The organism is Mycobacterium sp. BK086, assembly GCA_004362315.1.
Taxonomy (GTDB): domain Bacteria; phylum Actinomycetota; class Actinomycetes; order Mycobacteriales; family Mycobacteriaceae; genus Mycobacterium.
The window spans coordinates 2,103,501-2,121,297 of the sequence record SNWL01000003.1; the positions used below are offsets into that span (position 1 = coordinate 2,103,501).

Annotated in this window: 18 protein-coding genes and 1 pseudogene; 9 read left to right on the forward strand and 10 right to left on the reverse strand. The window is 66.0% G+C overall.

Annotated elements, in window-relative coordinates; all coding sequences use genetic code 11:
* Nucleotides 1-37 precede the first annotated feature (37 nt).
* Nucleotides 38-1,687 (forward strand): glucose-6-phosphate isomerase, encoded by a 1,650-nt coding sequence (pgi, locus tag EV580_RS10415; RefSeq protein WP_133690925.1) that lies wholly within the window; start codon nt 38-40, stop codon nt 1,685-1,687.
* On the opposite strand, the gene EV580_RS10420 is transcribed toward pgi, so the two are convergent.
* From EV580_RS10420 to EV580_RS10440, 6 genes and pseudogenes are all read right to left on the reverse strand, one after another.
* Nucleotides 1,684-2,433, reverse strand: coding sequence for an SDR family oxidoreductase (locus EV580_RS10420; protein ID WP_133690926.1), 750 nt, complete (start codon nt 2,431-2,433; stop codon nt 1,684-1,686). The two genes, pgi and EV580_RS10420, sit on opposite strands and share 4 nt — an antisense overlap.
* 9 nt (nt 2,434-2,442) lie before the next feature.
* Nucleotides 2,443-2,901 carry a zinc finger domain-containing protein gene (locus EV580_RS34210; protein WP_286171539.1) on the reverse strand — a complete coding sequence of 153 codons (459 nt, stop codon included), beginning with the start codon at nt 2,899-2,901 and terminating at the stop codon, nt 2,443-2,445.
* 159 nt (nt 2,902-3,060) lie between these two features.
* A pseudogene (locus EV580_RS34215) lies at nt 3,061-3,306 on the reverse strand (DNA-formamidopyrimidine glycosylase family protein); the annotation flags it as partial.
* 18 nt (nt 3,307-3,324) lie between these two features.
* Entirely contained in the window at nt 3,325-3,717 is a 393-nt protein-coding gene (locus tag EV580_RS10430) for a phage holin family protein (protein ID WP_133690928.1), read from the reverse strand.
* A gap of 18 nt (nt 3,718-3,735) precedes the next feature.
* Nucleotides 3,736-4,476: a precorrin-6A synthase (deacetylating) gene (gene cobF, locus EV580_RS10435; RefSeq protein ID WP_183518006.1), complete on the reverse strand. Its 741-nt coding sequence runs from the start codon at nt 4,474-4,476 to the stop codon at nt 3,736-3,738.
* 3 nt (nt 4,477-4,479) lie between these two features.
* Nucleotides 4,480-5,643, reverse strand: a complete 1,164-nt coding sequence (locus EV580_RS10440) for an MFS transporter (protein ID WP_133690930.1) — start codon at nt 5,641-5,643, stop codon at nt 4,480-4,482.
* Between the two features lie 41 nt (nt 5,644-5,684).
* Here EV580_RS10440 and EV580_RS10445 point away from each other — a divergent pair, with 41 nt between their 5' ends.
* Entirely contained in the window at nt 5,685-6,167 is a 483-nt protein-coding gene (locus EV580_RS10445; protein ID WP_133690931.1) for a DUF2231 domain-containing protein, read from the forward strand.
* A gap of 21 nt (nt 6,168-6,188) precedes the next feature.
* Here the strand turns inward: EV580_RS10445 and EV580_RS33685 are convergent, their stop codons facing one another.
* On the reverse strand, nt 6,189-7,148 hold the full coding sequence (locus tag EV580_RS33685) for a helix-turn-helix domain-containing protein (protein WP_255525251.1): 960 nt from the start codon (nt 7,146-7,148) through the stop codon (nt 6,189-6,191).
* A gap of 165 nt (nt 7,149-7,313) precedes the next feature.
* Between EV580_RS33685 and EV580_RS10455 the strand changes: the two genes are divergently transcribed.
* A complete protein-coding gene (locus tag EV580_RS10455) occupies nt 7,314-8,180 on the forward strand; it encodes a TIGR03619 family F420-dependent LLM class oxidoreductase (protein ID WP_133690932.1) in 867 nt (288 codons plus the stop codon).
* Between the two features lie 3 nt (nt 8,181-8,183).
* Here EV580_RS10455 and EV580_RS10460 read toward each other — a convergent pair whose 3' ends face one another.
* Nucleotides 8,184-8,975 carry an enoyl-CoA hydratase/isomerase family protein gene (locus EV580_RS10460; protein WP_183518005.1) on the reverse strand — a complete coding sequence of 264 codons (792 nt, stop codon included), beginning with the start codon at nt 8,973-8,975 and terminating at the stop codon, nt 8,184-8,186.
* 53 nt (nt 8,976-9,028) lie between these two features.
* On the opposite strand from EV580_RS10460, the gene EV580_RS10465 reads away from it, so the two are divergent.
* From EV580_RS10465 to EV580_RS10485, 5 genes are all read left to right on the forward strand, one after another.
* On the forward strand, nt 9,029-9,457 hold the full coding sequence (locus tag EV580_RS10465; RefSeq protein ID WP_133690934.1) for a type II toxin-antitoxin system Rv0910 family toxin: 429 nt from the start codon (nt 9,029-9,031) through the stop codon (nt 9,455-9,457).
* 118 nt (nt 9,458-9,575) lie between these two features.
* Nucleotides 9,576-11,444, forward strand: a complete 1,869-nt coding sequence (locus EV580_RS10470; protein WP_133690935.1) for a propionyl-CoA synthetase — start codon at nt 9,576-9,578, stop codon at nt 11,442-11,444.
* Nucleotides 11,445-11,446: 2 nt separating this feature from the next.
* Nucleotides 11,447-12,073, forward strand: coding sequence for a VOC family protein (locus EV580_RS10475; RefSeq protein WP_133690936.1), 627 nt, complete (start codon nt 11,447-11,449; stop codon nt 12,071-12,073).
* The gene (gene rnhA / locus EV580_RS10480; RefSeq protein WP_133690937.1) at nt 12,070-12,531 is read left to right on the forward strand and encodes a ribonuclease HI; all 462 of its coding nucleotides are present in this window, start codon (nt 12,070-12,072) and stop codon (nt 12,529-12,531) included. Before EV580_RS10475 ends, rnhA begins: the two co-directional genes overlap by 4 nt.
* Before the next feature lie 86 nt (nt 12,532-12,617).
* A complete protein-coding gene (locus tag EV580_RS10485; RefSeq protein ID WP_133690938.1) occupies nt 12,618-13,979 on the forward strand; it encodes an HNH endonuclease signature motif containing protein in 1,362 nt (453 codons plus the stop codon).
* Nucleotides 13,980-14,107: 128 nt separating this feature from the next.
* Here the strand turns inward: EV580_RS10485 and EV580_RS10490 are convergent, their stop codons facing one another.
* Nucleotides 14,108-14,611 (reverse strand): hypothetical protein, encoded by a 504-nt coding sequence (locus tag EV580_RS10490; protein ID WP_133690939.1) that lies wholly within the window; start codon nt 14,609-14,611, stop codon nt 14,108-14,110.
* Between the two features lie 59 nt (nt 14,612-14,670).
* Between EV580_RS10490 and EV580_RS10495 the strand changes: the two genes are divergently transcribed.
* Nucleotides 14,671-15,477 carry a helix-turn-helix domain-containing protein gene (locus EV580_RS10495; protein WP_133690940.1) on the forward strand — a complete coding sequence of 269 codons (807 nt, stop codon included), beginning with the start codon at nt 14,671-14,673 and terminating at the stop codon, nt 15,475-15,477.
* On the opposite strand, the gene EV580_RS10500 is transcribed toward EV580_RS10495, so the two are convergent.
* Entirely contained in the window at nt 15,474-17,762 is a 2,289-nt protein-coding gene (locus EV580_RS10500) for an ATP-dependent DNA ligase (protein ID WP_286171517.1), read from the reverse strand. The genes EV580_RS10495 and EV580_RS10500 overlap by 4 nt on opposite strands.
* Nucleotides 17,763-17,797: the final 35 nt, after the last annotated feature.

The window sequence follows — 17,797 nt, forward strand, 5'->3', positions numbered from 1 at the left end:
ACACCTTTGGCCACCTCGTCACACTAGGGTTGAGCGAATGACTGGAGACATTTCCGCCACCCCCGAATGGAACGCGCTGCGTCGCCACCACGACCAGATCGCCGGGAAACATCTCCGAGAGTTTTTCGCCGACGATCCCGCCCGCGGCACCGAGCTCACCCTCACCGTCGGTGACCTCTACATCGACTACAGCAAGCACCGCGTCGACCGGGAGACGCTGACCCTGCTGGTCGACCTCGCCAGTGCCGCGGGCCTCGAAGCGCACCGCGACGCCATGCTCGCCGGCGAGCACATCAACACCTCCGAAGACCGCGCCGTGCTGCACACCGCGCTGCGGTTGCCGCGCGACGCCGCGCTGACCGTCGACGGCCAGAACGTGGTCGCCGACGTGCATCAGGTGCTCGACGCAATGGGCGATTTCACCGACCGGCTGCGCAACGGCGAATGGACCGGCGCCACCGGCGAACGGATCAAGACCGTCGTCAACATCGGCATCGGCGGTTCGGATCTGGGCCCGGTCATGGTGTACCAGGCGCTTCGGCACTACGCCGACGCCGGCATCTCTGCTCGATTCGTCTCCAACGTCGACCCGGCCGATCTGGTGGCCAAACTCGACGGACTCGACCCTGCCACAACACTTTTCATCATCGCCTCCAAGACGTTCTCGACGTTGGAGACGCTGACCAACGCCACAGCCGCCAGGCGCTGGCTCACCGACGCCCTCGGCGATGCCGCGGTGTCCAAGCACTTCGTGGCCGTCTCGACGAACAAGAAGCTGGTCGACGAGTTCGGTATCAACACCGACAACATGTTCGGCTTCTGGGACTGGGTGGGCGGCCGCTACTCGGTGGACTCGGCGATCGGCCTTTCGGTGATGGCGGTGATCGGCCGGGAGGCGTTCGCCGACTTCCTGTCCGGCTTCCACATCGTCGACCGGCACTTCGCCACCGCGCCACTGGAATCCAATGCGCCTGCGCTGCTTGGCCTGATCGGGCTGTGGTACTCCGACTTCTTCGGTGCCGAAACCCGTGCCGTGCTGCCGTACTCCAACGACCTGTCCCGGTTCGCGGCGTACCTGCAGCAGCTGACGATGGAGTCCAACGGCAAGTCGGTGAAGGCCGACGGGTCGCCGGTGACCACTCCGACCGGTGAAATCTTCTGGGGCGAGCCGGGAACCAACGGGCAGCACGCGTTCTATCAGCTGCTGCACCAGGGCACCCGGCTGGTGCCCGCGGACTTCATCGGGTTCTCCGAGCCCACCGACGACCTGCCGACCGCCGACGGCACCGGCAGCATGCACGACTTGCTGATGAGCAATTTCTTCGCCCAGACCCAGGTGCTGGCGTTCGGCAAGACCGCGGCCGAGATCTCCGCCGAGGGCACGCCGGCGAACGTCGTGCCGCACAAGGTCATGCCGGGCAACCGGCCGAGCACGTCGATCCTGGCCAACCGGCTGACCCCGTCGGTGGTCGGGCAGCTGATCGCACTCTACGAACATCAGGTGTTCACCGAGGGCGTGATCTGGGGCATCGACTCGTTCGACCAGTGGGGTGTCGAGTTGGGCAAGACGCAGGCCAAGGCGCTGCTCGGGGTGATCACCAGCGACGGCTCACCGGCCAAGCAGACCGACAGCTCGACCGACGAGCTGGTGCGCCGGTATCGCGCTGAGAGGGGCCGGGCCCGCTAGGCGAACGGTTTGGTCAGCCGCGGCGGCAGGATCCTCATCAAGGCCACCAGCGGGATCCACGGCCAGCCCGGCACGATCGCGCGCCCGCTCTCACGTTCGATGGCGTTGACGATGTGGCGTACACCGGTCTCGTTGTCGACCATCAGCATGGTGGTGTTCGACTTGCCGGTCATCTCCGATTCGATGTAGCCAGGTTCGATGACGGTGACTTTGATTGGGCCGGAAGCATATTCGGCGCGCAGCGATTCGCCGAGCGAGCTGACACCGGCCTTGCTCGCGGCGTAGGCGGCCTTGACGCCGGGCACACCCTTGTTGCCGAGCACGCTCGAGATCAGCACGAGGTGTCCCGATCCCGCTTCCTTGAACATCGCCAGCGCGGTCTCGGTCTGCACCAGTGCCGAGACGAGGTTGGTCTCGATGGTGGCCTTGTTGGCCCACAACTTGCCCGAGCCGAGCGGGGCGCCCTTGCCGATACCGGCGTTGACGATGATCCGGTCGATCCCGCCGAGCTCATCGGAGAGTTCGGCGAACACCGTGGGCACCTGGTCGTGGTCGTTGACGTCCAGGGCCGCGACCGCGATCGTGATGTTCGGGTGGCGCTGGCTCAGTTCGGCCTTCAGCTCGTCGAGGCGGTCGACGCGTCGCGCGCAGAGCGCCAGGTCGCGCCCCTTGGCGGCGAAGGCGCGGGCCATGCCTGCCCCGAGTCCGGAGCTGGCACCGGTGATGAGGATCTTCTGGCGGGTCACCCCTGAACCCTATTTGAGCAGCTTCGACATCCGCCGGTCGGCCAGCACCTTGCCCCCGGTCTGACACGTCGGGCAGTACTGAAAGGACTTGTCGACGAATGAGACCTCACGCACGGTGTCACCGCACACGGGGCACGGCAACCCCGTGCGCGCGTGCACCCGCAGTCCAGATCGCTTCTCCCCCTTCAGGGTTGCCGCCTGCTGCCCGACCGAGCGCTGCACTGCATCGGTCAGCACCGAGATCATCGCGTCGTGCAGCGCGCCCAGTTGCGCGGGCGTCAGCTTGTTGGCCGTCGCGAACGGGGACAGCTTCGCGACGTGCAGGATCTCGTCGCTGTAGGCATTGCCGATTCCGGCGATCACCTTCTGGTCGGTGATCACCGTCTTGATCCGGCCGGTGTGCGGCTTGAGGATCTCGGCCAGCTGCTCGGGACCGATCTCCAGCGCGTCCGGGCCCAGGCCCGCGATGCCGGGAACCTTCGCCGGATCGTCGACGATCCACACCGCAAGGCGCTTTTGGGTGCCGGCCTCGGTGAGGTCGAAACCGGCCGCCTCGCCGGGCTTTCCGAGATGCACCCGCAGCGCGATCGGCCCCTTACCCGGTTTGAGCGGTGCGGCGGCGAGCTTGTCACTCCATTTCAGCCACCCCGCCCGCGACAGGTGGGTGATCAGCCACAGTCCGCCGGCCTGCATCCCGAGGTACTTGCCCCAGCGCGCCGCGCCCGTCACCGGCTGCCCGTGCAACGCGGTCGGCGGCGGATCGAACGTCTTCAGCACTGAGAGCGCCGCGACGTCGATGCGCCCGACTGTGCTGCCGACGGCATGGCGGCGCAGATGGTCAGCCAGGGCCTCGACTTCGGGCAGTTCGGGCATTCATCCAGATTAGCCGCGCTAGCGGCGCTCAGAGTCCTTGAACGGCAGCGAGAACAGCCAGCTGACGATCGACAGCACGATCGCGGCCCAGATGGCCGTCCACCAGAACTGGTTGATCTGCAGTCCCCAATGGGTGGTGTGCTCGGTGATCCACGCGGTGATCCACAACATCAGCGCATTGATGACGACGTGAATGAGCCCGAGCGTCAGGATGTACAGCGGTATCGACATGAACTGCACCAGTGGCTTGATGATCGCGTTCACCAGGCCGAAGATGACCGCGACCACCAGAACGATGCCCACCCGCTGCACCGCGGTGTCACCACCGACGAAACTGATACCGGGCACGATCATCGTGACGACCCACAACGCCAGTCCGGTGACTGCGGCGCGAAGCAGAAACGGTCCCATGCGGGAATCTTCGCAGACCTAGGCCCGCAAGAGATAGATGTCCATGATCCAGCCGTGTTGGGCTCGGGCATCGGCCCGCAGTGCGGCGATCTGCTCGCCGACCTCGCCCACCGTGCCCGACATCAGCACTTCGTCAGGTGTGCCGAGGTAGGCGCCCCACCAAATGCGGGTCTGCGGTGGGCAACTCAGAAACGAACAGTCCCCGTCGAGCATCACGACCGCCGAACCCGTCACCCCGGTGCTCCGCAGCTGGCGTCCGGTGGTGATCAGCACGGGTTCACCGACATCGTTGAGCGGAATGCGGTGCCGCGCGGTCAGTGCCTGCACAGCGGTGATCCCGGGGATGACGTCGTAGTCGAAGTCGACATGGCGGCCGACCTCGTCGAGGATCCGCAGCGTGCTGTCGTACAGCGATGGATCGCCCCAGGCCAGGAAGGCCCCGACCCCGTCGGGGCCGAGTTCGGTCTCGATGGCCTGCGCCCACAGTCGGGCCCGGGCATGGTGCCAGTCGGCGACGGCCTGCGTGTAATCGCCGTCGCCGGCGCGTTTCGGGTCGGGCAGTTCGACGAAGCGGTAGCGCGGCTCGGTGATGAAGCGCTGGCAGATCTCCCGGCGCAGCGCGACGAGGTCGCTCTTGGCCTCGCCCTTGTCCATCGCGAAGAACACGTCGGTGTCGTTCAGCGCACGGATCGCCTGTGATGTCACGTAGTCGGGGTCGCCGGCTCCGATGCCGATGACGTGGATGGTGCGCACCGCCAGAGCCTAACGAAAGCTCCTGACCGCCACGGGCACCAGGAGTACCACCGCGAAGCAGCCACCGACCGCCCCGGAGATCAGCAGTGGCAGCGTGCCGTCGCTGCCCCACAGCAGCCCGGCCCACAGTCCGGCGGCCAAGACCGCGAAACCGCTGGCGCCCTGGAACACTCCCTGCGCACTGGCTTGCCGGTCGGCGCCGGCGAGCGAGGAGATCCAGGCCTTCCCGACACCGTCGGTGCACGCGGTGAAGATCCCGTAGGCCGCGATCAGTCCCCAGGCCGCCATCGGGTCGGTTGTCAACCCCAGCCCGAGATAGCCGATGGCGAAGAAGACCAGTCCGACGCCGAACACCGCGGAACGGGGCAGTCTGTCGGCCAGCACTCCGGCTGGGAAGCTGACGACCGCATACACCAGGTTGTAGCCGACGTAGGCGAGGATCACTTCGACGACGCTGAAGCCGATCTCGTTGAGCCGCAACAGCAGTAGAGCATCCGGGAAGTTGACGGCACCGAACGCGACCAGCATCGCGGTCACCCGCCAGTACCGTCGGGGAAGCTCGCGCAGTCCGCGGAAGATCGGCTGACGTTTCAGGCGTAGCTGCGCGCGCCTGGGTTCGCGGACCAGGAAGACCAGCAGCACCGACAGCACCGCCGGGACGATCGCGACGTACAGCAGTGGCGCGATGTGGTGATCGAGCAGCTCGTAGCCGGCCAGCCCGATCAGCGGGCCGACCACCGCACCGAACGTGTCCATCGCACGGTGGAAGCCGAACACCCTACCGCGCAAGGACTTATCGACGTCCTCGACCAGGAGCGCATCGCGGGGCACTCCGCGAATCCCCTTGCCGAGCCGGTCGACCACGCGTCCGGCGAGCACGCCGGGCCACGCGACGGCGACCGCGACGATGACCTTGCCCAAGGCCGCCATCCCGTATCCCGTTGCGATCAAAGGACGTTTGGCGAACCGGTCACCCAGTGGACCGACCGCCAGCTTGGTCAGCGAGGCCGCCCCCTCGGCAGCCCCCTCGATGGCGCCCACCACCGCGGGCGGCGCACCCAGCACGGTGGTCAGGTAGATCGGCAACAGCGGATAGAGAAGTTCACTGGCGGTGTCCTGGAGGAATGACACCGCCGCGAGTACCCGGACATTGCGGGTCAGCCAAGAAGCCATTTGCGTCGATTATCTACCACCGCCTCGGTAACATTCGGCGCGTGTCCACATTCAACGGACTTCCCGCCCATGTTCTGCTGGTGCATTTCATCGTCGTGCTGGGACCGCTGACGGCGGTGTTGGCCATCGTGTGCGCGGTGTGGCCCGCGGCGCGGCAGCGCCTGGTGTGGCTAGTGCTCGCGCTGGCGCTGGGTGTCGCGGTGCTGACGCCGTTGACCACCGAGGCCGGCGAGTGGCTCGAGCACCAGGTGGGGCGTTCACCGCTCCTACACACCCACACCGAGCTCGGGGACACCATGCTCTATTTCGCGCTGGCGTTGCTCGTCGCGGCGGTGCTGCTGGCCGTGGTGCACGTTCGGGCCGACCGCGACAAGCCGCTGCCTTCGGTCCTGTCGATCCTCGTGGCCGTCTTCGTCGTGGTAGCCGGTGTGGCGACCATCGTGCAGGTGTACCGCATCGGTGACTCGGGCGCCAAGGCCACCTGGGGCGGGATTGCGCAGTCGGTATCGGGAGCTGCTGACTAGCCTGTCGGACAGTGCTTTTCGTCAGCTGTACAGGGTGACGCTGGGAGCCTCGCCGAACTCGGCGCGGTAAGCCTGGCTGAACCGCCCGGTGTGGGCGAACCCCCAGCGGGTGGCGATCGCCGCCACGGTGTCACGGGATGGGTCGGCGGCCAACAGATCTCGATGGGCTCGCTCCAGCCGGACGTGGCGCAGGTACGCGATCGGAGTGGTGTCGAGGTGCCTGCGGAACATGTACTGCACGGCCCTGGGCGTGACGTCGATGGCGGTGGCGACATCGGCCATCGCGATATCGCGCGCGCAGTTGTCGTGGATGTAGTCGATCGCCTGGCGCAGCAGCGGCGCGGAGACGTCGGGTTGGGTGCTGCGTTCGGCGTCGGCATAGGTGTTGGGGAAGACGTGCAACATGGTCGAGGCCAACAGTGAGATGGCGCCGCCGACGACCAACGCGACGTCCGAGGTGTCCAGAGTGCCCTGCAGTGTCGCGGTGACGTAGTCGACGGCTGTCGCCCACTGTCCGGCCGCAGCCGCCGAGCGCGGGCGGCCCGACATGAAGCGGACCGCTGGGCCGCCGTCGGCGTCGGAGTCGCCCGTGATCCGCAGGAGCGCCTCCGGAGCAAGCGTCGCCAGCGACACCTCCGCGTCGACGGTCTGCGCCCAGCACGGCCGTCCGGGCCGCACCGCGAGCACCGCGTCACCGCTCGTGCATCGCTGCGGGCGAGCCGTGGCACCGATCTGCAGACTGCCCGACTTCAGCTGAGTCACGAGGTAACAGGGCCAGCTCTCGGTCTCGAACTCCAGCGCGCTCGGCAAGGTCGCCGTGGTGACGCAGGCATGTCCGATGGCCATTCGGGACATCCGGATCGGGTGGTCGGGGTGAAGCCCGTCGATGCGCCCCTGCGCACCCCAGGCACTGCGGAAGAACTCCGCGGCCGCATCGGGATCGGCGGTGGTGCAGGTGGAGTGTTGCGGGGGCGTGCCCATGGACACAGTGATCGTTGGTCCTGACTGATCAATGGCGGCCCCGGCCTAGCGCGAAGCGTAACCGTTAGTCGCTGCCGGCACGAGCCAGAACTGCCTTACGACGATCATTCGTGCCGATTACCTGGTTTTATAGCCAGAAAGTAGAACGCGTTCTACCATCGCGATATGCGATTCACCTATGCCGAGGCCATGACCGATCCGTCGTTCTACATCCCGCTCGCGCAGGCCGCCGAGGCGGCCGGTTACCACGCCATGACGATTCCCGACAGCGTCGCGTACCCGTTCGAATCGGACTCCACCTACCCCTACACCCCGGACGGCAACCGGGAGTTCCTGGACGGCAAGGCGTTCATCGAGACGTTCGTCATCACCGCGGCGCTCGGCGCGGTGACCACGAATCTGCACTTCAACTTCTTCGTTCTCAAGCTCCCGATCCGCCCGCCCGCCCTGGTGGCCAAGCAGGCCGGTTCACTGGCGGCGCTGATCGGAAACCGGGTCGGGCTCGGCGTGGGTACCAGCCCCTGGCCCGAGGATTACGAGCTGCTGGGCGTGCCGTTCGCCAAGCGCGGCAAACGGATGGACGAGTGCATCGACATCATCCGCGGCCTGACCAGCGGTGACTACTTCGAATACCACGGCGAGTTCTTCGATATCCCAAAAACGAAGATGACGCCGGCGCCCACCGAACCCCTGCCGATCCTGATCGGTGGGCACGCCGACGCCGCGCTGCGCAGGGCTGCGCGCAACGACGGCTGGATGCACGGCGGCGGCACCGAAGACCTCGACGAGCTGCTGGTCAAGCTCAACCGCTACCGGGAAGAAGAGGGCAGCACCGGCGACGACTTTCAGATCCACGTGATCTCGGCCGACGCGTTCACCGTCGACGGGGTCAAGCGCCTGGAAGACAAGGGCGTCACCGACGTCATCGTCGGCTTCCGGATCCCCTACATCAAGGGACCCGACACCGAGCCTCTCGACTCCAAGATCCGCAACCTCGAATGGTTCGCCGAGAACGTGATGGCGAAAGTCTAACCGTCACAGCGGATCCCACTTCGGCGCGCGCTTCTCACGGTGCGCCATCGCGGCCTCCCGCGGGTTGTTGGTGAACCCGGTCAGGATCTGCGTCCGGTTCTCGATCTCCTTGGCGTGCCGCAGACTCGGCGCGTCCAGGGCGGCGTTGAGCCCGGTCTTGGTCTGCCACACGCCGAAAGCGTTGTTGGCGGCTATGGTTCGCGCCATCTCCAGGGCGGCATCGGCGAGCTTGTCGGCGGGCACCACCTCGTGCACCAGCCCGATCCGGTAGGACTCCGCGGCGTCGATGATCCGGCCGGTGAGCATCATCTCCCGCGCGACGCCTGCCCCGACGATCTTGGGCAGCAGATAACTCGTCCCCATGTCCAGCGACGAGAAGCCCGCCTTGATGAACACCGACCCGAAACGCGCTGTCTCCGAGGCGATCCGGATATCACAGTGCAAGGCGTAGGCGAGTCCGCCACCGACGGCCACGCCGTTGACCGCGGCGACCACCGGGATGGGCAGTTCGTAGAGGCGGGTCAGCTGGTCGGCCAGCCTGACCTGCCCGTCATACATCGTCTTGAATTGTGCACTCGCCTGCTCCACCCACGGCTTCCCGACGCCGCTGAGATCGGCGCCGGCACAGAAGCCGCGGCCGGCCCCGGTGAGGACGGCGACCCGGTACTTCCACGAACTGAGCTCGTCGAGCACGTCGTCGAGTCCGTCCATCAACGTGCCGTCGATCGCGTTGAGCAGATCCGGCCGGTTCAGCGTGATCCCGGCGATTCCATCTTCGAGTTCTTCGAATTCCACAGCGGCCATGACGTGCAGATTAACTCGGCGTCATGCGGGGTACTCCCGGCGCCATGGCAACCGTTGACGTGGCTGTCCCCTCTGACGTGTCCCCGCAGCGAGCGTGGGAATTGGCCTCCAATCTGCACCGCTTCGACGAATGGATGACGATCTTCGGCGACTGGAAGAGTCCCGTGCCCCTGGTGATCCGCGAGGGCACCCAGGTGTCGTCGCAGATCAAGGTGAAGGGCTTCCGCAACACCATCCACTGGAACGTCACGAACTACGACGCGCCGCGCAAGATCGAGCTGCGCGGCTGGGGGCGCGGCGGCATCGGAATCGGCATCACGATGAATGTCGTCGATGAGCATCCGGGCACCTGCTTTCAGCTGCTCGCCGACATCTCCGGCGGACTGCTGAACGGGCCGGTCGGCCGCCTCGTCGCCAAGGTGCTTGAAGGTGAGGTCCAGAAGTCGGTGGAGAACCTGGCCGCAATGGCCTGACCGGGACCTGCCGTTCGGCGCAGATGCCGGTGCGTTCGCCGACAAACCTTGCGTAGGGGAGGTCCGCGCCACGTCGGCGCGCTACCGTGCTACCACCCAATGACGGGAGGAAGCCGGGATGGTCGAGTATCGCGAACTCTTCGACGCCAGTGTCGCCGACCCCACGCAGTTCTGGGCGCAGGCCGCAGACGCGGTGTCGTGGACGCGGGCGCCGCAGCACATCCTCGACGACACGAACCCGCCGTTCTACCGGTGGTTCCCCGACGCCGAGCTGAACAGCTGCGCCAACGCACTGGACCGGCATATCGCCGACCGGGGCGACCAGGCCGCGCTGATCTACGACTCCCCGCTGACCGGGACCAAGCGGGTTTACACCTATCGCGAATTGCTCGACGAGACAGCACGATTCGCCGGCGTGCTGCGCGAGCTGGGAGTCGGCAAGGGCGACCGCGTGGTGCTGTACATGCCGATGATCCCCGAGGCGGTCATCGCGATGCTAGCCTGCGCCCGCCTGGGTGCGGTGCACTCGGTGGTGTTCGGCGGCTTCGCCGCCCACGAACTGGCGACCCGTATCGACGACGCACAGCCGGCCGTCGTCGTCTCGGCATCCTGCGGTATCGAACCGACGCGGGTGGTCGAGTACAAGCCGATGCTCGACCACGCGTTGGCGTTGGCCACCCACAAGCCCGCCGCCTGCGTGATCGTCCAGCGCGACCGGCATCGATGCGATCTGGTCGAGGGCCGCGACGTGGACTGGGCGTCGGCGATGGCGTCGGCCGCGCCCGTCGACCCGGTGCCGGTGGCCGCCACCGATCCGCTCTACGTGCTCTACACGTCCGGGACGACGGGCAAGCCCAAGGGCATCGTTCGCGACAACGGCGGCCATGCGGTCGCCCTGCTGTGGACCATGCGGCACATCTACGACATCGATCCCGGCGACGTGTTCTGGGCGGCCTCCGATGTCGGATGGGTGGTCGGCCACTCCTACATCGTGTACGGGCCGTTGATGGCCGGTGCCACGACAGTGCTGTACGAGGGAAAGCCCATCGGCACACCGGATCCCGGCGCGTTCTGGCGGGTGGTCGCCGAGCACGGGGTGAAGGCGTTGTTCACCGCGCCGACGGCGATCCGGGCGATCCGCAAGGAGGATCCGGACGCCTCACACGTCGACCGCTACGACCTGTCTTCGTTGAAGTATCTGTTCCAGGCCGGTGAGCGGCTGGATCCCGACACCTACGCCTGGGCGTCGGCGAAACTCGACGTGCCCGTTGTCGACCACTGGTGGCAGACCGAGACCGGCTGGGCGATCGCGGCCAATCCGATGGGCGTGCAACATCTTCCGCTGAAGGCCGGCTCCCCGACCGTTCCGATGCCGGGTTACGACGTGCAGGTGCTGCAGGCCGACGGATCGCCTTGTGCGCCAGGCCAGGAGGGCGACATCTGTATCAGCCTGCCACTGCCGCCGGGAACATTGCCGACGCTGTGGGGCGACGACGCCCGGTACGAAGCGTCGTATCTGCGCGAGCATCCCGGCTTCTATCTGACCGGCGATGGCGGTTACCTCGACGAGGACGGCTATCTGTTCGTGATGGGCCGGATCGATGACGTGATCAACGTTGCGGGACACCGGTTGTCGACGGGATCGATCGAAGCGGTGCTCGCCGGCCATCCGGCGGTGGCCGAGTGCGCGGTGATCGGGGTGGCCGACGAGATCAAGGGTCAGGTGCCGCGCGGCTTGGTGGTGCTCAAGGCCGGGGCGTCGGCCGATGGGCTGGCCGAGGAACTGGTGGCCGCCGTGCGCGAAGAGATCGGCGCAGTGGCGTGCTTCCGGCTGGTCGATGTGGTGCCTGCGCTGCCGAAGACTCGCTCGGGGAAGATCCTGCGCAAGACGATGCGCGGGATCGCGCACGGCAAGGACGAACCGGTGCCGTCGACCATCGAGGATCCGGCGGTGCTCGATACCTTGCGCCCGATTCTGCAGGGGTAGACGTGTCGATCACGGTCGACTCGTTCGAGATCGGCGACGCTCCCGACGTGTGGCGGTCGGCTGGATTCACCGTAGATCCGGATGGGCTCTGCCGGATCGGCGATGTCCGGGTCCGGCTGGTCGGGAACGGAACCGGGATTCTCGGCTGGACGCTGCGCGGGGTGCCGTCGGACGGTCCGCTCGACGGAATCCCCACCGCTGTGTCCGAAACCGTGCCTGCCGAACCCGCCACGCACCCTAACGGCGTGACGTCGATCGACCACGTCGTACTCCTGTCCCCGAACCTTGCGCGGACCGTCGCGTCGCTGGCGGCGGTCGGGCTAGAACCCCGGCGGGAACGCGACGCCGAACTGGGCGGGCAACCGATGCGGCAGATCTTCTTCCGGCTGGGGTCGGTGATCCTCGAGGTCGTCGGATCGCCGGATACGGCCACCGACGGACCGTCGTCGTTGTGGGGCATCACGTATGTCGTGACCAATATCGACGCGACGGCGGCGTTTTTCGGCGACCGCACGCTTCCGGTGAAAGACGCTGTGCAGCGCGGACGCCGGATCACCACACTGAAGCATCGCGATCTGGGCATGTCGGTTCGGACGGCGATGATTTCGCCGCATATTGTCGGCGCATGACCGATGTCGTTGTCATCCATACCGACGGCGGCTGCCGGCCCAATCCCGGTCCCGGCGGCTGGGGGGCGGTGCTGCGGATGCGCGAACACGTTCGCGAGATGTGCGGCGGCGAGCCCGGCGAGACGAGCAACAACCGGATGGAGCTGACGGCGCCGATCATGGCGCTGGAGGCCCTCACCCGCTCGGTGACGGTGCACCTGTATACCGACAGCACCTACGTGCGCAACGGCATCACCAAGTGGGTGTCCGGCTGGGAGCGCAACGGCTGGCTGACCGCCGCCAAGCAGCCGGTGAAGAACGTCGACCTGTGGCAGCGGCTCCAGATCGCTTGTGCGCGACACCAAGTCGAGTGGTTCTGGGTGAAGGGCCATTCCGGTGTCGCCGACAACGAGTTGGCCGATCAGCTGGCGACGCGGGGTTTGCAAGAAGCGGTGGCGGGCTCGGCTATCGCGATCTGACGCGGCGTTATCCCCAGTCTCGCGTTCATCCCCAGCCTTAGCCGGGGTCGCTGTTTTTGTCGGTGGTTCGCACTAGTGTTCGATTCATGAGTCCGATCGATGCGATCCGTGAAGGACTCACTGCTGCGGTCGACACTCTGGCTGCCCTCGACTTCGATGTGTTGTCCCCGCCGGAACGCTTCGCGGTCTTGGAAATGATCGAAACCCAACAACGCCGTCTGACCGCGATTGCGCACGTGGGGGTGGCTCGGTTGGAGCGTTTCGAGGGTTGCCCGCCGTTGGGGATTGCGTTGGCTGATGTGCTGCGGGTCAGTCCGACTGAGGCGCGGCGACGGATTCGTAATGCTGCGCAGTTGGCGCCGCGTACGACCTTGACTGGAGAGGTGTTGCCGCCAGTACTGCCCGAGACCGCGGCTGCGTGGCGTGCCGGTGAGTTAGATGGCGAGCATCTGCGGGTGATCCAGAAGTTCTTCCGCGAGTTGCCCGATCACGTGCCGCCCACCGAGGTGGAGAAGGCCGAGAAATCGTTGGCGCAGAAGGCGGCGGTGTTGCGGCCGGATCAGTTGGAGAAGGTCGCACATCGGCTGGCGTTGCATCTGAATCCCGACGGAAAGTTCTCCGACGAGGACCGCGCCCGCAAGCGGGGCTTCGTATGGTGCGGCGGCCAACAGGTCGACGGGATGAGTGTGGGCCGGCTGATCGCCGACCCTGAGCTGCGCTCGGAGTTGGATGCGTGGTTCGCCAAGTTCGCCGCCTCGGGCGTGTGCGACCCGGAGAACCCGACGATCACGCCATCGGACGAGGCGGCCGAACGCGATTCGCGCAGCTATGGTCAGCGCCAGCACGACGCACTCAAAGCCTTGGTTCGCGGACAACTCGGTGATCCGAAACTCGGCCAACACAACGGCTTACCCGTCACGGTCATCGCCACCGCCACCATCCAGGATCTGCAGGCCAAGGCCGGGCACGCAGTCACCGCCGGAGGCACGCTGCTGCCGATCCCTGACTTGATCCGCATGGCCAGCCATGCCTACCACTACCTCGCTCTCTTCGACGGGGCGAACGGTCGAGCATTGTGGCTGGGCCGTACCAAACGCATCGCCTCAGCCGATCAACGAATCATCCTGCACTCCAAGGACCTTGGCTGCACCCGTCCGGGATGTGACGCGCCGGGCTATCACAGCGTGGTCCATCACGCCGCCCAAGACTGGAAGAACGGCGGCAACACCGATATCAACGACCTGGCACTGGCCTGCCCACCGGATAACCAACTCGTCGAAACCGGCGGCTGGGACACCCGTAAACTGCCCAACGGCGACACCGAATGGATCCCACCACCAGGACTGCCCATGCTGAAGGGTGGTGTCAACGACTACCACCACCCAGAACGCTTGCTGGGCAACGACAGCGACCCGCCAACCGACGACGCCGGCGACCCGGCCGCCTAGGCCGGGAGCTCCGCCGCTGCCTACACCGTGGCGAGATACCCTTCGCCCGAACTCTGATGGGCAGTAGACCCAACTACACGACGCTTACGCCGCGCTGGTCGAGGGTCTTATTCGGAATACGGCTGTTGTCAACGGGATTCGCTGAGAATCCTGGAACGATCATCACCGCCGCGCTCATCGCCCAATCGTGGAAATAGTGGCGCTCCCCGCAGTGGGCCGTAGTCAGCGGCGGCAAGTGCTGCTGCCGCTGCCGATATCAACGCCAGGATGAGGGCCGGTTGGGAGCTGGCTTGAGCGGGGAAATCGTAAAACAACAGCCAGGCCAACGTCATCGTGGTGATCACTCCAAGACCATCAGTCGCGCCGACAATCGAAACATCCGGTCTATTCAGGCCGATCCGGCCGCCGGTGAAAGCGGTGGTCAACGCACACACGGCCAGGGCAACGCACAGCGGAAAAGTGAGCTTCCACAGCCCCCATGCGGTGCGATCGTCGTCCTGAAGCTGCGCCCACGGCAGGAATAGTGCGATGACGATCGCAGCGCCACTTGCGCCGCAGACCAGCCGTCGAATCAATGTAGTCATGTCGTCCTCCTCACGGTCTTGGCAGTGATCGTTCCGGCGGGCGGTCATGGTGTCGATTACCTGGAGGTAATGGAGTAGCGCACCCGCTACAGATACAGTCGGTGCGAATGGCAACAACCCCCTCCGCCCCTCAGGTCGGGCCGCTGCTGCGGGAATGGCGGCAACGGCGTCGGCTGACGCAGCTTGAGCTTGCGCTGGATGCGGGCGTGTCGGCGCGTCACCTGAGTTTCGTGGAGACCGGCCGCTCAAAGCCGGGGCGCGACATGTTGCTGCGTCTTGGCGAGCGGCTCGAAGTCCCGTTCCGCGAACGCAATCGCCTATTACTCGCCGCCGGACATGCACCAGCGTTTCCCGAGCGCCCTTTCGGCGCACCCGAACTCGCTCCGGTCCGCGAAGCGTTGGAGCGGATACTGAAGAGTCACGAGCCGTATCCGGCGGTCGTCTTCGACCGTTACTGGAACCTCGTCGCCGCAAATGCGGCCATACAACCGCTAGTTGCGTTCATCGATCCAGCCCTGCTGAGCCCGCCCGTCAACGTGCTGCGCGTGGCGATGGAATTGATTCCGCAGATCATCAACGCCAACGAGGTGATGGCTTATTTTCGGGACCGCATTGCGCGCCAGCTCGCCACCACTGCCGACGAGCAGCTCGCGGAGCTCTTGGCGGAGTTCGAGACGCGCATACCCCACGAAGGTGGCAGTGCGGCAAGCGAATCCGATTTCGCCCAAAGTCTGGGTCCGGTCAGAGTCCATGCGCCAGGTGGGGGCGAGTGGTCGTTTTTCGGCATGTTCGGCACCTTCGACATGCCGTTCGAAGTGACGATTTCCGAACTGGCCATCGAAATGCTCTTTCCCGCCGATAGCGCGACTGCCGACGCGTTCACATCGTTTGCGACGGCTCGCGAAGAGCGCTAGCCCGGGAGCTCCACCTCGACCTCGGTCGGCTCCTTGTCCGGTCGTAGGCCACGCCAGCTCGGATGACGCAGCCGTCCATCAGACGTCCACTCCCCAAAACGCACCTCCCCCACCAACTCGGGACGCACATACGTGACGCCCTTGGCGTCCAGCCTGGGAAGTGGTGTGTCAAAAGGCGATTCGTCGGTGTGCAGTGGTTCGAGGATCTTCTTCAAACGGGTCAGCTCCTTCTCGGAGAATCCGGTGCCCACCCGGCCGATGAACCGCAGACCGCCCTCGTCGGGGATGCCGAGCAGCAGCGCACCGATTCCACTCGAGCGTCCGCCGTTACCCTCACGCCAGCCGCCGATCACTGCTTCCTGGGTGTTCCAGTTCTTGTCCTTGATCCACGACGCCGAGCGCCGGCCGGGCTGATACGTCGAGTCCCACTTCTTCGCGACGACGCCTTCCCACTTCTTCTTGCGGGAGAACTCGATCGCGTCCGCACCGTCGCCGTCGATCAACGGGGGCACGATCAAATCCGTTCCCTCGGCGAAGGTTTCCAGCACCTTGCGCCGGTCGCGATACTTCGCCTTCAATAGCGACCGTCCGTCCAACCGCAGGATGTCGAACGCCCAGAACTCGATCCTGGTCGCCCGCACCCGATTCTGCATCTCGCCGAAATTCGGCACCCCGTCGGCATCCAGCGCCACCACCTCGCCATCGAGGATGACGTCATGCTCGGCGAGATCTGCTGCCAGCGAATGTAATTGGGGGTAGTCAGCAGTGAGATCCCGCCCGCTGCGGGATTGCAGTCGCAGCTCGCCGTCAGCGATCTCGACCAGCAGCCGGTAGCCGTCGAACTTGCCCTCGAAACCGTACTGCGCGCCGGTCAGCTTCTCCACCGACCCCAACGTCGCCAGCATCGGCGCGTAGTCCGGCAATCGCGGAGTGGGCTGCTCCTTCATCCGGTGCGCCAGCCACTGATCGCCCTTGGTCTGAATCAGCGCGTACCGCCCCGAGATCCGCCGGCCGTGCAGATCGACGATCACCTCGCCACCCTTTTCAGCGCCGGAGTCCCGGAACTTCTCCGCCTCGTACGTCCCGGAGTCCCAGATGATCACCTTGCCGCCGCCGTACTCGCCCTTCGGAATAGATCCCTCGAACGTCGCGTACTCCAGAGGGTGATCCTCGGTATGCACGGCAAGATGGTTGACCGCCGGCGTGTCCGGCAGGTTCTTCGGCACCGCCCACGACACCAGCACGCCGTCGCGTTCCAGCCGGAAGTCGTAGTGCAGCCGCCGCGCGTGGTGTTCCTGGATGACGAACGTGTTGTTGTTTCCGACGGCGGGCGAGGCGTTGGGTACCGGCTCGGGCGTCTTCGCCGAATCCCGCATGCTGCGGTACGTCGTCAGGCGATCCTCACGCGGAACGTCGGCGTCCATGCCGGCCAGCAGATCCCCCTGCTCAGCCACCCGAGCCAGCACCTCGTGGTACTCCAAGTGCCGCAAGTCAGGATCGCCGATCTCCTCCCACGTCCGCGGCGCCGCGACCGTCGGGTGTTCCCGGCCGCGCAGCGAATAGGGCGCAATCGTCGTCTTCGACCCGTTGTTCTGACTCCAGTCCAGAAAGACCTTGCCGGCGCGCAAGCTCTTGGTCATCGTGGCGGTCACCAGCGTGGGCATGCTCTGCTCCAGCTGCTGAGCCACCCGGCGGGCCAGCGTCACCGCCCCCTTGCTGCTGACCGGATCAGCCAGCGGCGCATACAGATGCAGTCCCTTGCTTCCGCTGGTGAGCGGGTAGACCGTCAGGCCGATATCGTCCATGAGTTCGCGGACGGCATTGGCCACCTCGCAGAGCTGCGGCATCGTCACGCCCTCGCCCGGATCGAGGTCGAACACCAAACGCGTTGCCGGACCGGGTTTTCCATCGCCGGCGAATCGCCATTGCGGCACATGGACTTCCAGCGCGGCCTGCTGAGCGATCCAGGCCAGACCGGTCGAGCTCTCGATGATCGGATAGGTGGTGCTGCCCGACCGGTGTACGACGGTCGCGCGGTCGAGCCAGTCCGGCGCCGAACTGGCGAGCTGTTTTTCGAAGAAGGACGGCTCGTCGACGCCGTTGGGCCAGCGTTTGCGGGTGACCGGCCTGCCGGCGATGTGCGGCAGCATCACCTCGGCGATGGCGGTGTAGTACTCGAATACGTCGGCCTTGGTGGTGCCGGTGGCCGGATAGAGAACCTTGTCGGCGTTGGTCAGCGCGACGCGCGGTCCCCTCGTCGCGCCCGGCGGCCACACGTCATTCACCACCCCAACGGTATTACCCGCTGCTACCGTGGACC

Coding starts and splice junctions, on each gene's coding strand:
- EV580_RS10470 (WP_133690935.1), top strand. CDS start 9,576: ATGGTCGAGTATCGCGAACTCTTCGACGCCAGTGTCGCCGACCCCACG.
- EV580_RS10455 (WP_133690932.1), top strand. CDS start 7,314: ATGCGATTCACCTATGCCGAGGCCATGACCGATCCGTCGTTCTACATC.
- pgi (WP_133690925.1), top strand. CDS start 38: ATGACTGGAGACATTTCCGCCACCCCCGAATGGAACGCGCTGCGTCGC.
- EV580_RS10430 (WP_133690928.1), bottom strand. CDS start 3,717: ATGGGACCGTTTCTGCTTCGCGCCGCAGTCACCGGACTGGCGTTGTGG.
- EV580_RS10490 (WP_133690939.1), bottom strand. CDS start 14,611: ATGACCGCCCGCCGGAACGATCACTGCCAAGACCGTGAGGAGGACGAC.
- EV580_RS10485 (WP_133690938.1), top strand. CDS start 12,618: ATGAGTCCGATCGATGCGATCCGTGAAGGACTCACTGCTGCGGTCGAC.
- EV580_RS10440 (WP_133690930.1), bottom strand. CDS start 5,643: ATGGCTTCTTGGCTGACCCGCAATGTCCGGGTACTCGCGGCGGTGTCA.
- EV580_RS33685 (WP_255525251.1), bottom strand. CDS start 7,148: ATGGGCACGCCCCCGCAACACTCCACCTGCACCACCGCCGATCCCGAT.
- EV580_RS10465 (WP_133690934.1), top strand. CDS start 9,029: ATGGCAACCGTTGACGTGGCTGTCCCCTCTGACGTGTCCCCGCAGCGA.
- rnhA (WP_133690937.1), top strand. CDS start 12,070: ATGACCGATGTCGTTGTCATCCATACCGACGGCGGCTGCCGGCCCAAT.
- EV580_RS10495 (WP_133690940.1), top strand. CDS start 14,671: ATGGCAACAACCCCCTCCGCCCCTCAGGTCGGGCCGCTGCTGCGGGAA.